The sequence below is a fragment of the Bradyrhizobium sp. CCGB20 genome (genome assembly GCF_024199855.1).
In the GTDB taxonomy this organism is placed as follows: domain Bacteria; phylum Pseudomonadota; class Alphaproteobacteria; order Rhizobiales; family Xanthobacteraceae; genus Bradyrhizobium.
The window spans coordinates 1,789,995-1,805,763 of sequence record NZ_JANADN010000001.1 but is presented as its reverse complement, the minus strand read 5'-3'; the positions used below and the strand labels follow the sequence as shown (position 1 = coordinate 1,805,763).

Sequence of the window (15,769 nt, the reverse complement as noted above, 5' to 3'; positions counted from 1 at the left end):
GCTGCATGTGCGCCTCGAGATCGGGACATGCTGACCAGAGCAATTCAGCAATTCCTCTGAGCTGTGCCGGATAAGTGTGCGTCACGTGACGCAATTTTTGGCTGTCCAAGCTCACGTTGCTTGCGCATGACTTTGGATCCGCGCCTCACATTGGCTTCTGAAATGACGAGGCCTGCCCAAGCCGCACGATCTTGCCCCACTCATCATATCGCGGCGGTCACCATGAAGGGTCGCCAGACCGTGCGCCTTGATCGGCCTTCAAAGCCGTGAGCTCCTGGTGCAACTGCGTCGCGATTGAGGTTACCACCTGCAAACTCTCCTGCTTCTTGGACACCGCAAGACGATGCGCCTCCCGAAGTATTGAGGGACTAAAAGCCAACAAGTTCTCCTCCACCTGCTGAGCACTACTGCTTGGCTCGGCGCCATCGCCAGGGATATCGATCGATCCTCCAATGTTGCCGCCCAGGAAATCCCAGCAAGTCCGAAATAACTGGCGATAGCCTTCGGTTGTTTCCCGACCCTTATCAAGGACGCCCGCTTGTTCTGCGAACCGAAGATCCTGCTCATAACCGAGCTCTATCAAAAGCTCTGTCCCGACTAGATCGGTCACAACCTGCATCTCTTCGATGCTCAATTCGGTTTGCCAAGCCTTGACTGAGCGGTCGTCGACCGTCTTCTTCTCTAGGATCTTACGATCTCCGAAAGTGCTGGACTGGAGATAGTCGGTTTGCTCTGCCGTTGCTGATGTCATGTCAGTCGCCGCATAGCCAAGACCGGCAAGCACGCGCCGAATTTCCTCATCGGGATGTGCCACGAGGACTTCGTAATGCACGGTTTGTGTCTCACGCTGACCGCGGCAGGCGGCAAGCGCAGGCAGACCCAGAACGAGATCGGCGAGAGAAGATGCGATCGCAGGCGTAGGCTGACCCAGCACGATGTCGGCGACGCATGATGCGATTGCGGATGGGGAGCTTGCGGCCAGGAGGGGAACGGCCCACGTCGATTTCAGTGACGCGGCAATGGCGTAGGGACTCCGCATCAAAACGATTCGCGGCGCTTCCGGGTAGAGGGATTCCAAAAAATCGAGCACCGCCCAATAGCGCGGTGTCTTGTCTATCAAGGTGCGCTTGCCCGCCGCTGCCAAATACTGGCCATAAGCTGCATCGGCCAAAGCGCGGGTGACGACAGTTCTGTCTATTCGGCTCAAGAATTGCGAGGTCGCTGCCTGAACGAGTGACGCCCCGGCGGGGTGACGGTGGTCCACGCTGCCAAATGCCTCGAGTGCCAGCATTAGCCAGGGCTCAGGCGGAGCCACAATATCTGGGTGCCGCTGAAGCAAATGCGCCAGCAGGGTCGTTCCCGATCGGGGAATACCCAGAAGAAAGCAGAGCGCAGGCAAATGGCTTACATCATGACTCATGATTCATTGAATAGTGAAGGTGATCCATTTGGCTCCAAACAGCGCTTCTCACCTGCATTTGCTAGCTAGCGATTGCTTGCGAGGCCAGAGCGCTCCAGGGTTCCCTCGGTCGCACGGAGATACCAATAGGGAAAAGGCTTGGCAAGCCATACCGAGGTTTATTGGTAGCAGGCGCACTACGCGATAAGTAGGACGTTTCCGCATCGAGCCGGCGCGATGCCGCTGGCCTAAGCGGAGTGGATTAGCGACATGCGCCTCGGATGCTGCTCGGCGCAGCCCTCGGAATTCTTCTCAGGGGCGGGACAAAGATGATAGCTCACCCGGAAATGCTTGATTTGATTTCTACTAAACTGAGCTCTTATCCACCGTTTGTAAGATGGACAAAAATCAATCGTTTTGATCGAATGCATTCAGACCGTGGATAGACCGCGCGACAGCTGCGCGGCGGCTCAGTGATCAAGACGGCGCGCGCCAAAGGCACGGCGTATCTGAAAAGCGGTGAAGCCGATCTTCTCGTCGGCCCTTACGACGTGCATGAGAGCTTCTATCATCGCCATTTGCTGGACGACCACTATGTGTGCGTCATGCATCGCGGCCATCGGCTCGCCGACAGGAGGCTGCGCGTGGAGGACTATGTCAAGGCGAGCCACGCCGTCGTCACCTATGGCGGCACCTGGCGGTCAGAACTCGATGAACGTGGTCTATCGCTCACTTTGGTGGTCGCGATACCGAGCATTTCCGACCTCACGCACATTCTACCCGCAACGGATCTCATCTCGACGGTGCCAAGCCGCATTGCTTCAAACATCGCGACATCCGTCGTGGCAACATCGTGTCCCCTCCCCGAGCCGTTTCAGATTGGCATGACCTGGACGAACCGGCCCATCATTCCCGCCGCTCACCGGTGGCTGAGACAACTTATCGGCCGAACTGCCCGCGCTCTGCCGTACAAGGCCGCTCCCGCTGCGCCCACTGGGCGCAGCGGGAGCGGCGCCAATTCCAGGGATTGAAGTGCCGTCCGCAGGACGCGGGCGTCTTGTCACTGGTTTAGAGCCAAGCTCCTCGATTCGAGGCCGATCGTCAGCTTTTCCAACGGGCCGTCATGACGAACTCGGTGGCAGTCCCATCTCTGCGTTCTCCAATCGGACGAGCCGTCCCGATCGAAACAAGAGAACTGAGGTTGCGGGCCTGGCTTCAAGACCGCTCCTCCTGAGTAGATCGAGCGAGTGTCCCGCGCGAGGCTACCGTCTCGCACGCCACAACCAGCGCGAGTGTAGAGCCCTTGCCGTCAAACAGGTTCGGCGTAGTTGCGCGAGCAGGTACACGAATCTATCACACGCGCTGCTTTTGATAGATTTTACGCGAGGCCTTCCCGGGTTTAAGCACCGATATGTGTATGTGTCCGACCGGTCGCCAGCCTATGCGATGCATGTGTTCGGCATCCTATTCTTGTTCCTGGCTACCCTTCTTCCTCTTAGCCTCTGGTTCATCACAGTATTCGGGATCGAGGTCCGCCTGGCAACCATCGCGCTCGTGCCGGCGCTGATCTTTTGGCTCGTGGTCGACTTCGGGCTTGGCGCTGTTATCCTTGGCGCTGCGATCGCATTGCTTGAAGCAGCTGCCATGATCCTTAACCATGTGACGACCGCCGGAATGTGGTCGCTTACTGCTATCCTGATGGTCACCGGCGCTGCATTGCTGATCATCGGGCAGTTGGTGTTCGAGCGACGGCGGCCGGCCATGATCGACAATCCTGCCCATCTGCTAATCGGACCGGTGTTCATCGCAGCGAAGTTGGTTGTCGCACTCGGATTTCGGCACGATCTCGACATCATCGTCGGGAAGCGTCATCAGGCATCTTCCCGGTAAACCAGGCTTTATTGTTACCGCTCGCAAGTTGTTCATTTGAACATCTATGATTGTTTGTCTGCAGGTCAAGATAAGGTACTGATGTCGACCTCTGGCTGCCTGACGGAACATAGCGAATGCATCTATGTGTACTCGTCTCGCTGCTTAGACTTACACGCGTTCTCCATCGCGTAGGGGCCACTGCAATTCATCAACGCGAGTCGGGGGCTTATGATTGAATGTTCTCCAACCATAGGCGCGCGCGAGGGCTAAACGTGCTCCATCGTACTGCTAATGATGTCCGGGACGGGCATGCGTCAAATTGGTTTCTCGCGCGGTGGTCTCCGGCATCTTGCTAGTCGAGGACCCAGGTCGGCGAAGGCCTCGATCAACTTCCGTAACTCGCAGCAATCAGTCGAAGGTCCATCTCGATATCAAAGGTGGAAAGATCGGGACGTTCCTTCCCCTTGCAGGCTCATGAGAGCCTCGACTTGCCGGAGCCTATCGGTCCGAACACCAGCGCATGATTGCGGCGATCTTCCAACTGAATTCGCGCGGTCTGTACGTCCGGCGCAATGCCGGCGTTGATACCGCATCGTCCAATCCGGCCTCGACCTGACCGACCAATTGAGGAAAGGTATCTCCAACAGCATCATCGGCGATCAGACCCGAGGTGCAACACTTCTAGCCCGCACTGCCGCAGCCCGACACACCAACGCCAGCAAACAATGCGTTTTCTTGGCGGGCGAATGGCGCGCATGCCGGCCAACTCTGCCGCCTATGACTCACCGCTCGACATCAATCTGATTAAGTTCCAGACAGGCTCTGCGACGGCGACGAGCAACGCCGCGCCGGCAAAATGACGACACACCTGTCGTCGCAGCGGGGCGCGCCGATCTGAATAAGGCGCGTTGCGCGCCGGCGTTAGCGTGAAGAACATTGATTAGAACCAACAGGCAGCGAAAGAGGACTTCTTCAACGCGGACCTCAGAAGCTCGGCTTTCTCCCCGCAAAGGTTATCACGCCGACGTCCCGCTTACGAATTGAAGCGCGGCTCGATCATTCCCGCAACACTAATCAGCGGCATCAATTCCAACCTTCCCGGAATGCATCACGGCCGGGACAGCCAGAACGTCTTATGACAGCGTGGCGGGCCACGCCTGTTGATTCCGCAGGGCGCCGAACTCCTGGGCTGCTGGGCCCTTCACAAAGCTGAGGATGACCCTATGGATGCCACTGTTACTGACGATCACTGACACTCAGCGAGGGAAAGAAGATTGTCGGGCTGAATGTCGTCCGCCGCCGTCTTGATGTACTTGTGCCCATTGTGTTGTGCGACGAGCAAACCAGCTGTGAGTCCGTTTTCTTCGACATAGAACTCCCATTCTCCACTTTCGATGTCTTTGATCGTTTGACTGACAGATTTCTTCCATCGACGTCCGTCTGGATATACGCCGCCGACAATGCTAATCCTCTCGTGGGGATTCATCCTGTCGGTCTTCTTGACGCAACAAATCCGTGCGAGTCTGGCCACGTGGGTCTCTCCTTCGTCTGCAATGCTAACTGACTAGCTTAGACTTCGGCCATGGAATAGGCCGCCCACCGATCCTGGTAGGTGCGATGCAGTCCTTTTGCTGATACACTTTGGCGGCTCTCGGGGCCTTCCGTCACCGCAGGAGCGCGGTGGTCAGCTTTGGGGTCAGGGCGGCCAGGTCGTTGGAGTGCGTGATGAGGGAGAGCGCTTTGTCAATGACGCTCCAAGGCGGCCGAGTCATGCTCGAGGCGCGGGCGCGTTAGGAGAGATCAGTCAGATGTTTCTCGGCGCCGAGTCGCGTCCGCGCTGCCTCCTATGGTCATCCTGGCGATGGCCATTGACCCAGGGAGAAGTTGCGGCGCGAAGCTGGTAGCAACGAGTCTTCGCCGAACCACCCATCAGATAATGGAAGATCAACCGTCCTGAAGCGGGACTCCATAACGTCGTTGAGGTGATAGAACCCAAACTCGGACAACTTAAACATCGTGCCCGGACTTAGGTCGCCCACCGATCCGGGTAGGTGCAATGGAGATCTTTCGTCGATACAGCTTCGAGAGCATGCTCGTGGATTCGCATCCGCGGGCCGTGCCAGTCAGTTTGCTAGGCAAACGGTAAATCTGACCAGCGAAGTTAGTAGCCTGTGACAGGGACAGCGCTTTACCGGGAAGGACGAGCGCCGAGTCACATCGCCACTGAACTTCGCGAGCAGCGCGGGCGCGGTAGGGACAGCGTCGTCACGCGATCCGTCGACGCCGAGCCGCGCTCGCGCTGCCTCGTTCGAGATAGCGAATGACGGCCCGTGACATTGAATTGGTTGTCGTCGGCACTCGCATTAAGGTGAGCCGAGAGGTCAGTGCGACTCAACCGAGGTGCCATCGCAAACAATGACCGAATGGTTCGAGAAACAGCACGCAGAATTACAGGGCGAAATCACTACTGGTATGGCGGATCTCTTGAACTACCGCGATTCTGACTTTATTGCGCTCGACAGCGAAGAACAAAGGATTTGTGCGGCAATGGTTGAGCGAGGGAATTGCCCGCGCATGCAGTCATCGGCCGGACTTTGACGTTCCGCGCCTGTCTTGCCTTTTTTCGCGGAGAGCAGTTTAGCGAGGCTTGATGGAAACATTCTGAAGAACTTCTTCGGACAAGCTCTTGACGAGACTAAGCGCAAAGCTAGTTTCCGATGCTGCGGATTGTGCTCCATTTGCACGAAGAATGTTTGATGATATGTCCGCCCGAAAAAGCAGGTGGATTGAAGTCTGGCATTCTCGGAGAGAACTTGCCGATCGAAATCTGACATCCACAGCTCTCAGGGAATGGGTTACCTCGCAAATGGCGACGCTAGCAATGGCCGATCGTCGTAGCGAATTTGTTTGGCTGCTTGGGCCGGAAACAAGCCCTACGAAGGCACGGCGCATACGTTCCGCCGCATTCTCGATGATCTGCTTCAAGTTCACCATTCGTGTACAAAACATAGCTACTCGGCTTTTTGCGCGTCTTTTGCAGCTTGCCTAACAGGAAGATCGAGTCCTCCTGTGCGGAATAGCTTTGTGATGAGCGTTCAACCGTAGCTCAGCCTCAGAAGCGCGCCCCAAACAGCTCTTTATGTCCGTCGCCTACAAATTCCTGTGGTTGACAAGCACGGTGCCCCCAGATGAATCAGTATCAAAGCCACACTCCGAGAAAGAGAGCAAAATATGTCTCCATTGGAAGCCGTCACCCGTTGGCTGGAATCACAAGACTTGGACATGCAACTTGAGATCGCGGGCTTCGCGACGTTCTTGACTTATGGGAATGAAGGTGTGCTCGCGCTTGGCGGATCAGAACAGCTCGAATCACTTCATCGATGGTTGAACGAGTCAAACTTGGCCTCATGCATCGCCGCAGACCGAGCTTTGTCTTTTCGCACTTTCTTCGACTGTTTTGTCGCAGAAAGAATGACGGATGTCGGATGGAAACGAACCGAGGAGCTGATGCGCAAAAGACTGAAAGAGGCCAAACGCGACGGGAAGTCCGCAGCTGCGCGAAAGGCGCAAAGGATGCTAGAGCTTCTGCCCGCTCGAAAGGAAAGTTGGAGGAGTGTCGTGAAGTCCTGGAATGAACTGGCGGGAACTAACTTAACACGCGAGGCCGTCTCAAGTTGGTTCGCCGCCGAGAGGCGTATAGGGCTGAGAGTTATTTCAAGCGGCGTACCTGTTGTTGCGCCCAGGTGGTCTCAGCCGGGCACTGGTTAATGCTGACCTTGAGGAGCATTAGGGCTGTATTGAGACCCCCACGGAGATGGAATCAGGGTCGAGTCGCCCTTGATCTTCATCGCTTTGCATTAGGGTCAAAACCCAATCAGCGGGTTGAGCAGGTTCGGTTTTCCTGATTCTCAGAGGGTGTGGATCTCGGGAGGCGACGTATGGCGTTGTTCTGGTTGTCGGATGCGGCGTGGGCGGCGATCGAGCCGCATCTGCCGAAGAACCAGCCCGGCGCGCGGCGCGTCGATGACCGACGCGTGATCTCCGGCATCCTGCACGTGCTCAAGGTCGGTTGCCGCTGGTGCGATTGCCCGGCCGACTACGGACCTTCGACAACGATTTACAATCGGTTCAACCGCTGGTCGCGCCGAGGCTTCTGGCTCAAGCTGCTCGACGCGCTGGTGGAGGCAGGGGCGGTCACGAAGAGCACCGCCATCGACAGCACCTACATCAAGGCGCAACGCGCGGCGTTCGGAGCAAAGGGGGGCGTGCGGCCCAGGCGATCGGTCGCTCGCGCGGCGGCTGGACGACCAAGGTCCACGCGCTCACTGACGTCATTGGCCGTCCCTATGCCCTGATGCTGACACCCGGCAATGTCAGCGACATGAAGGCCGCTGCCGCGCTTCTCGAACGGGCCGGGCCGATGCGATACCTGCTGGGTGACAAAGGCTATGACGCCGACCGGTTACGCCGCCTCGCCCGCCAAGCAGGCGCCACGCCCGTCATACCCGGCCGCCGCAACCGCCGGCGCACCATCCGATATGACAAGCAGCGCTACCGGGGCCGCCACTTGATCGAGAACGCCTTCTGCCGCCTCAAGGACTTCCGGCGCGTCCATACCCGCTATGACAAGCTCGCCGCCAATTTCCTGTCCGCCGTGGCGCTCGCAACCGCCGTCGCCTTCTGGCTCTGATCGAGTCTCAGCCCTTAATTAGATACGGACCCTAGGACGCACTCCGGGTCGGTTAAGCAAGAAAAAACCCGGCAGAGCCATTCCGTCGAAGGGCTGGAGCTGCAAAAACCTGACGGATCGTCGAGCTGTGCATTGGTGTCGGCCAGTCCTGCGGCCTCAGCGACGAAAGCCGGCCCCGTCGCTGCAAGCGCGATGGCGGTCGCAGTCACAAACAAGAATTTTTTCATTCGAGCGTCACTTCCTTAACTTAACCCCAGCCGTCCTTCTGCTTAACAGAGCGAATGCAAAACGCAAATCTAACGCTACGTCAGGTTACATCTTGTCCCTGTCCGCCGTGGCGCTCGCAACCGCCGTCGCCTTCTGGCTCTGATCGAGTCTCAGCCCTAGCTTCTCCCCGCGAATTTGATAGTCCCTTTGTATGAGTCGATTTTGCGCGAGTCAGACATGCTGTACAGTGTGAAGAGGCGCGAATTGCGGTTGATTTCGCGGATGTCTCAGCTCTCGCAAGCTCGGAAGCACCGCGTCCGAAGCATTGGCCAAGATCGAGTCAAGGCATCGGCCTGGCTCGGCGCGAGCCGCTCGGGGATTTCGTCAAAGACAGCGGGGAACGATCAGAAATCCTGACCCGAATCTGAATCTTCGTTGATTCTGAGCGCGTCGTGCACTTCGGCGTGCTTGGCTAGCTTGTCGTATTCCTCAGCGATTTTCAGGAGCCTATCTCTGGGTTTGCCGGGTCCGAGCGAGTCCGCTTTGAGCCGCGTTGCTTGCGCACGACCTCGCCAGAGTTGTGGATCGTAGATTGGTCTGTATGGTTTCATGTAGATGAGGATGCATTTCGAAGATCAAGAAAGTGCGACGGCTGGCCTCCGTATCATTACTTAGGTTGCGATCTGTAAGGACCAGAACGCAGTCCTCCTGAATTCTGAGTACGCGCCAGCGAACGAGCACAGCTTTGCGCAACACTTGGCGCTCGTCGTCCACAACGTCGCTGAAGGCGATTCGCGAGTTCGTGATGGTGCCCAGGCGATATGCAACGAGCGTACGTACCAACACCGGCGGGCCAGCGTTAACGAACATCCTCGGTACGGCATCGGCGTCTCTGGCTGAATCCGGAGAACCGCTGCTTGGGCCATCCACAGCTTTGCCGGATAAGCCTGGACAATCCGAGTGGTCTGATTTGCTCTCCTGAGCTGGCGCCGCTGTTCGCTCGCAGGGGCAGCTGCCTATCCGTTTCTCTAAACAAAGCATAGAGTGTACGTTCGCGGCATAGTCACGGTGGATCATTGCGCACCTGATCAAACGGCCCACCATTGCGCCGGCGGCAAGCGCAATTAGGCTGGCCAGATAATTGTCCGACCAACTCCAGGAGACATGGGGGCCATCGAGAAACGTGACGAGCATCGCGCCCTTGCGGATCAATCGCATCTTCTAGAGATAGCCGCCAAGATGCGCATCGAAAGCTGCCAAAAACGATGGCACACAAGCCGCGCAGAAGCTCTTCGCTGGGCTACCACCCGACAAATGCAGGAACGCAACGCAAGAGGCCCCGGCGAGCGAGGAACACGCATCGAGCTTCGATATCTTGTCCGAAGGAACGACGACCAGGTGCGGATTCGCATTTGTCATTGCAGCGTCTTCTGGATATGTGTTTACCTGCCTGTGTTGCTTTCCTTCAATGAGCGTCCAGATGGAACACTGCGTGATTGTGCGTGCTTACGGGAGATTATTGGATCAGTTGCGCGAAGAGGCATACTTCGTTTCGCGAGGACACAGGGCGGATTGGTGGATCGAGCGTGGAGACCACGGGGCACGCTTTGGCTTCGAGAGCGCCGAGGCAAAAAAGGCATTTGCGTCGATCTGTGAAACCCTCGCTATTCCGTACAGGGAAGTCTAGGAAGGGGATCCAAATCAGAGGCCCGCAGAGCTGATAGATACCAACGGCATGGATTGTCGTCCGGGCATATGCGTGCACCTACGCTTCCGGCACGGCAACGACCGGAGCCATTCGGCCCGCGTAAATCACTGCCCACGCAAAGGTGGAATTCCAAGGAAGCCGAGGAGGACCACCCACCGGTTCGCTGCCCCGATGCACCATCGACTACTGCGACAATGATCCTTTCAACGCGCCGCGCTATTGCTTTCAGTGTCAACCAGTACGGCGCTCACGCGTCGTCCTTGCCAAACTTCAGATCGGGATGGGGAGCTTCTTCGCCTTGTCGGCGAGGTTGGCAGGAGGCACGGCTGTTTTGTTTCGCGCTGGGCAGCCCTGTTCATTCTGTCCAGTTGCATCTGTTGGCCAGCACGGTTTTCATAATGGACTGCATTCGACCGATTATGTCCTGAAGTTCTCTCCCCTCCTGCGATAGTTCGATTTAGACGATTCTTGTCTTCGTGGATGTATTACAATGTAGAATGGGCAGCAGATTCACTATCGAAAACTCGTGTCACTTCTGCCCAAGTGAAAAATGTCGAGCCCGGACCGCCGAGGACAAATTGATCTTCCGACCGAATCGAGACGCCATCGCTCCGATCGATCCCCGCCGAAAACCGGAACTTCTTATGCCACCACTCCGTAAGTCAGGACCGCGCAGAGCGGTGCCGCGTATGTCCTCGCTGCGTCTCGCATTGAGCCAAATGAAACGAGGCAGCGGTCCAAGAAAAAGTTCGTTAGCTCCTCTGTGCCTAAACTTGGAGCGTGCCGCCTACCGCCGATTGCGGCACATGGAATGGGAATGCCGCCCCCGGCCGCTTACCCCATCCGTGGCTGGGGCCGTTTGAACTTTGTCAGCATCGTTCGATCCGGACCACAATCATGCTAGAGCCATTGCTATTGCGCGATTTGGAGTCGGCAACTTTTCTCAGCTTGATGGAGACGCTCTTCAGTGCGCGTCACTACTGACGCCAAGATCAGGCATGCGAGAGATCGGGCGCGGATTTGGCTTAAGACCCGGCGATCATCCGAAAATCGATTCCAGGTCTACAACCCCCGACGTCCGGCACTTGGCTGTCCCTGATGCGCGGTCCGTCGCGCTATGCGGGGATTGGGCTCTTGCCTGCCAATCAAACTCGCGAGCAGCAAAGTTGAGCTCCAACTCTCTGAGCTCTTCGACTAGCTGCTCTATGATCTCTGCATAGCCAGATGGCGTCAAGGAATGCTCGCCGCCCAATGGCCAGTTGGTTCTGAAGGATTGTAGAGGTCATCGCTTTAACGCTCATACGCCTTTATCCAGAAAAATCCATCTCATGTAGACGCAATACATCTCGCATGTGCATCGTCCGGAAAACTATGTCCGCAAGTTCAGACGCACTTCACTACTTCTTCACCAGTATTCACATTTAACCCGAAATGGGCACCTTCGAGAAGATTTGCGAGTTGAGATCCCACTACCTGACGTCGCGTTCGAGAAGTCAGCCACTATCATCGATCCGCGACCGGTGTGAGATCCACAATTCACAGAACGCCGCACGGTCTACTGCGATCGCAACCAATCCGCGGGAGAGCATTGGAAGGGCGTCCAATTACCGTTTTCTGTGTTCCCCGCCACGGCCAGCCAAGCTTGCGGGTCGACGCATCCCCTACCGTCGCCTCAAGCTGCGGCCACGATTTGCGGCAATCCGCTTTCTGGCGAGGAGCTCCCGCATCCTCGCCAATGATGAGGAATTCTAGCGGCCATTCCGCCTGAGCGTTTTGCTCAGGTTCTGATGCAGTGGCATCGGCGAGGCGCCGCGGCTCCGGCAGCCAGTAAATACGAGCCGCTCGACGGACTATTGAACTGACGTCTCGGGAGTCCTTACGTTACAAATCCGGTGAACGCCTTCGACGATCAATGAACAAGGCGCCCTCGCGCGAAGGCAGCTACCTCTTCGATCGAGGCCATGCCTTCGTGGAGCATCGGCGCAAACAGTTGCCAGGAGTGGCACATGCCGTCACAGACCTTCAGCTCCGCGAAGACGCATGCCTGGCGCAGTCGTTCAGCGAGTTGCACGCTGTCGTCGCGCAGCAGCTCCCACGATCCGACGTGAATCAAAGTCGCCGGCAGCTCAGACAGATCGCGATTCAGCGGCGCAAGATAAGGCGATGTGTGAACTCTGGCGCCGAAATAGACGTACCTGAACAGCTCGGCCAGTTGCGGGGTGAGAAGTGGGGCGTCGGCGACGGAGCGGAACGAAGCGCTCTGGCCGGTGAAATCGAGCGCCGGCGACATCACAACCACCGCACCCGGATTGGGCAGCCCTTCGTCGCGGGCACGCATCGCGGTCGATATCGTGAGGTTACCGCCCGCCGAGTCGCCGGACAGGCAAATCGACGATGGCGCGAAACCCTGCTCAAGTGCCCATTTGTATATGGCGAACGCGTCGTCATGGGCGGCGGGCGCCGGATGTTCGGGCGCGAGCCGATAGTCCCCAACGAGGACGGCAACGCCGGAGCCACGTGCGAGGTTAGCAGCGACGACCCGGTGCGAGCGGGACGAGCCGAAGAGAAAGCCGCCACCGTGGAGATGGATAATCAAGCACTTGTCGTTCGAGTTGGAATAGCGGATCAGGTGGTCACCGACAGGCCCCGACGATACCCTCTCGATCATGGCGCCGTCCAGGATCGGCGTCTGCGCATTGACCGCCTCGAACCATGCGCATATGTCTGCGGGGCTGCCATTGGCGGTGGCGGGAACTGCGCGCTCTTCTGCAAAATCGCTGCGAGTTGCTGCTTGGACATGTTTCCTCCTTTTTCGATGGTGAGCGGTATGCCGGTGGATCGGTCTGTTGCCATGTTGTCCTGAAAGGACGAGGTGCCACGCCCGGCCCCTTGCCCGCTACGATTGACCTTTCCTTCAGTTCATTCGCACGATCGGTTTGATTACGGCGCCGGTTTCGGAATCGTTGATCGCAATGTTGATCTCATCGAGAGTGTAGAACTTGACGAGCTTATCGAACGGGAAACGGCCGCTACGGTAGAGATCGATCAGGGTCGGAATGAAGATGGTCGGATCCGAGCCGCCTTCGACGATGCCGATCAGGCGGCGACCGGCGCTCATGAAATGCGTCTCGTTGAGCACGATCTCCGCATCCGGCCCAGACGCACCGAGAGTGCCGCAGGCGCCGCGCGGGCCAAGGCTCTCCACGGCGTTGCGGATCACCGCAGGCAGACCGGTCGTGTCGAGCGCGAAATCCAGACCCGTGCCGGTGATCCGCATGATCGCCTCGATCGGATTGGTTTGGCGCGAATCGATCGCATGTGTGGCCCCAAGGGATCTGGCGCTCTCGAGCCTTGCGGGGTTGATATCGACCGCGATGATGGTGCTGGCACCTGCCGCGTGCGCCGCCATCAGCGCGGACAATCCGACCGATCCGGATCCGAACACCGCGAAGGATTTTCCGGCCGAAATCTTCAGCGCGTTCATCACCGCGCCGGCGCCGGTTTGCATGCCGCAGGCGAGCGGCCCGAGCAGTTCGAGCGGGACGTCGGAGGTGACTATCACCACATTGGCCTCGTGGCAAAGCGCATGGGTCGCGAACGACGACTGGCCGAAGAAATTGCCGTTTATACGAGCGCCGTCCGCCGAGAGCGCGCTCGATCCATCCGCGCGCGCGGCGAAGAAGTTGCGCGGGAAGAATTCATGGCAATAGCTCGCGGCGTGGTCCTGACAGCTCGGGCAGCCGCCACAGGAATTGAACGTCATCACCACGTGATCGCCGGGCTTCACCTTGGTGATTGCAGCACCTACCGATACGACGACGCCGGCGCCTTCGTGGCCGAGCACGACCGGCAGCGGCGTCGGCAGCATGCCGTCGCGGACGACGAGATCGGTGTGACAGACGCCAGTGGCTTTGACCTTGACGAGGATCTCGTCGGGGCGCGGGGCTTCAAGGTCGATGGTTTCAAGCTTCAGCGGCGCGCCCTTTTCGCGGGCGACGGCGGCACGAATCTTCATTCCTAATCTCCAAAAAAAAATCAGACGGTTCGAGGTGCAAGGCTTCCGGCACGCAAGCGCCGGAAGCTATGCGATATTGCGAACTGGTTCAGAACGGATAGGGCGTCGCCTGCGGCTTCTCCGAGGTCCACACCCACTGCGTGAACTCTTCCCAGATGGCGGGCCCGCCGATGCGGCTGCCGTTGCCGGAACGGCCGCGCCCGCCGAACGGCGCGAACGGCCCGCCATTCACGGTCTGGTCGTTGATGTGAAGCTGGCCGACAGCAAGGCGATCGCCGACAGCCCGCGCCCGCGCGATCGAGCCGGAGATCACGCCGGCGGCGAGGCCACAGTCGGAGCGATTGGCCAGCTCGACAGCTTCATCGTCGGTCGCGAAGATTACGAGGCAGGCGACAGGCCCAAAAATCTCCTCCACAAAGGCGCGCATCCCCGGCTTCACGCCCGCGAGCACGGTCGCCTGGTAATAGCGTCCCTCGTGGCCACCGCCGGCCAGCAGCCGCGCGCCCTTGGCCACCGCCTCGTCGACGATCGCCTGGATCTTCGCGACCTGTGCGTCGCTGATGATGGGGCCAAGCGCAACCTGCCTGGACGACGGATCGCCGGCGGGCAGATGCCGCGCCTTCTCGGCGATCTTTGCCGCTAGCGCATCGGCGATGTTGGCATGCGCGAGCACGAGGCCAGTCGACATGCAGATCTGTCCCTGATGCAGGAAGGTACCCCAGGCGACATTGGAAGCCGCGACGTCGATATCGACGTCGTCGAGGACGATCAGTGAATTCTTGCCACCGAGCTCGAGCTGCACCTTCTTGAGATGGCGGCCGGCGACCTCGCCGACCTTGCTGCCGCCTTCCGCCGAGCCGGTGAAGGAGATCATCGCGATGTTCGGATCGGCGCACATCGCCTCACCTGCCGCAGCTCCGCCCGGCAAGACCTGCAGCACTCCCTTGGGCAAGCCCGCATCCTCGAAAATGCGCGCGATGATGATACCGCCTGATACCGACGTGCGGGGATCGGGTTTATGAACCACGGCATTACCCACTGCGAGCGCCGCGGCGATGGCCCGGATGGAGAGCACCAGCGGGAAGTTGAAGGGCGAGATCACGCCGACCACGCCATGGGGCACGCGTTTGGCTGTGTTGGATCGCCCGTGCTCCATCGACGGCAGCATGATGCCGTTCGGCTCGATCGCGATCGCCGCCGCATGGCGCACGAGGCCTGCACCGTGCTCGATCTCGATCGCAGCCTTAGGCTCGATCGAACAGCTCTCGCGCATGATCCAGCCGATCAGCTCTTCGCCATTCCGCTCGAGCAGAGCGGCCGCCTTGTTGAGGATTGCTGCACGTTCCTGCGGTAGTTTCAAAGCCCATGCCTGCTGGGCTTGGCGCGCCTCGCGCGCGGCCTTCGCGATGTCGTTCGGATCGGCGATGCCAACCGAACCGAGCAGCGCGCCCGTCGCCGAATCACAGATATCCATGCCGCCGCCGTCAGTGACGCTCCATTCCCAAGAACGCCTTGCCGCGCCAGCGGTCGACGGCAATGAAATCGCGCGTTTGCATATTCATCTGGAGATTCTCCCCTCCGCTTAACGCGGAACAATTGACGGTGCGGCCGTTGTGACCGCGGCTTGCCGGGGAGAAAAAGAGCAAGGAAGTTGCCCCGCGCGGCGACCTGATGGCGCGCCGCACTTCTGGTTCGAGACCGTAAACCGGTCCTCTTGCCTCGCTTCCTCCCGCGAATGGCTCACCGAATAGCAAAGCCGGTGCCAGCCGCCCCGGCGGCTGTGACCAAATGATGAGCCAAAATAAATTACATAGCTAAAACAGCTGCTTAGTTCTGGCACCGCAGTACACGGCTTAGACGTCTCCAACGCCCTTCCAT

At 58.6% G+C, this 15,769-nt stretch carries 11 protein-coding genes and 1 pseudogene; 6 read left to right on the top strand and 6 right to left on the bottom strand.

The features are described from left to right. Positions 1–217: 217 nt before the first annotated feature. Entirely contained in the window at positions 218–1,420 is a 1,203-nt protein-coding gene (locus NLM15_RS08250; RefSeq protein WP_305887432.1) for a sulfotransferase, read from the bottom strand. 452 nt (positions 1,421–1,872) lie between these two features. Between NLM15_RS08250 and NLM15_RS08245 the strand changes: the two genes are divergently transcribed. The 3 genes from NLM15_RS08245 (at position 1,873) to NLM15_RS43480 (ending at position 4,131) form a co-directional block, all read left to right on the top strand. Beyond that, entirely contained in the window at positions 1,873–2,430 is a 558-nt protein-coding gene (locus NLM15_RS08245; RefSeq protein WP_254116464.1) for a LysR substrate-binding domain-containing protein, read from the top strand. Positions 2,431–2,818: 388 nt separating this feature from the next. Then, positions 2,819–3,289: an Mpo1-like protein gene (locus NLM15_RS08240; RefSeq protein WP_254116463.1), complete on the top strand. Its 471-nt coding sequence runs from the start codon at positions 2,819–2,821 to the stop codon at positions 3,287–3,289. 707 nt (positions 3,290–3,996) lie between these two features. Next, positions 3,997–4,131: a hypothetical protein gene (locus tag NLM15_RS43480; RefSeq protein WP_256565397.1), complete on the top strand. Its 135-nt coding sequence runs from the start codon at positions 3,997–3,999 to the stop codon at positions 4,129–4,131. Positions 4,132–4,517: 386 nt separating this feature from the next. Here the strand turns inward: NLM15_RS43480 and NLM15_RS08235 are convergent, their stop codons facing one another. Then, positions 4,518–4,802 carry a DUF3892 domain-containing protein gene (locus tag NLM15_RS08235; protein ID WP_254116462.1) on the bottom strand — a complete coding sequence of 95 codons (285 nt, stop codon included), beginning with the start codon at positions 4,800–4,802 and terminating at the stop codon, positions 4,518–4,520. A gap of 884 nt (positions 4,803–5,686) precedes the next feature. Between NLM15_RS08235 and NLM15_RS08230 the strand changes: the two genes are divergently transcribed. The 3 genes and pseudogenes from NLM15_RS08230 (at position 5,687) to NLM15_RS08220 (ending at position 7,961) form a co-directional block, all read left to right on the top strand. Next, entirely contained in the window at positions 5,687–5,869 is a 183-nt protein-coding gene (locus tag NLM15_RS08230) for a hypothetical protein (RefSeq protein WP_254116461.1), read from the top strand. A gap of 633 nt (positions 5,870–6,502) precedes the next feature. Continuing rightward, positions 6,503–7,039, top strand: coding sequence for a hypothetical protein (locus tag NLM15_RS08225; RefSeq protein ID WP_254116460.1), 537 nt, complete (start codon positions 6,503–6,505; stop codon positions 7,037–7,039). Positions 7,040–7,209: 170 nt separating this feature from the next. After that, a pseudogene (locus tag NLM15_RS08220) lies at positions 7,210–7,961 on the top strand (IS5 family transposase). A gap of 1,428 nt (positions 7,962–9,389) precedes the next feature. Here NLM15_RS08220 and NLM15_RS08215 read toward each other — a convergent pair. From NLM15_RS08215 to NLM15_RS08200, 4 genes are all read right to left on the bottom strand, one after another. Next, positions 9,390–9,587, bottom strand: coding sequence for a hypothetical protein (locus NLM15_RS08215; protein ID WP_254116459.1), 198 nt, complete (start codon positions 9,585–9,587; stop codon positions 9,390–9,392). A 2,198-nt stretch (positions 9,588–11,785) separates the two neighbouring features. After that, positions 11,786–12,544, bottom strand: a complete 759-nt coding sequence (locus tag NLM15_RS08210; RefSeq protein ID WP_254116458.1) for an alpha/beta hydrolase — start codon at positions 12,542–12,544, stop codon at positions 11,786–11,788. 246 nt (positions 12,545–12,790) lie between these two features. After that, complete coding sequence (locus NLM15_RS08205) at positions 12,791–13,891, bottom strand: NAD(P)-dependent alcohol dehydrogenase (protein WP_254116457.1); 1,101 nt, start codon at positions 13,889–13,891, stop codon at positions 12,791–12,793. A gap of 88 nt (positions 13,892–13,979) precedes the next feature. Continuing rightward, positions 13,980–15,365, bottom strand: a complete 1,386-nt coding sequence (locus NLM15_RS08200; protein ID WP_254116456.1) for a benzaldehyde dehydrogenase — start codon at positions 15,363–15,365, stop codon at positions 13,980–13,982. Between the last annotated feature and the right edge of the window lie 404 nt (positions 15,366–15,769).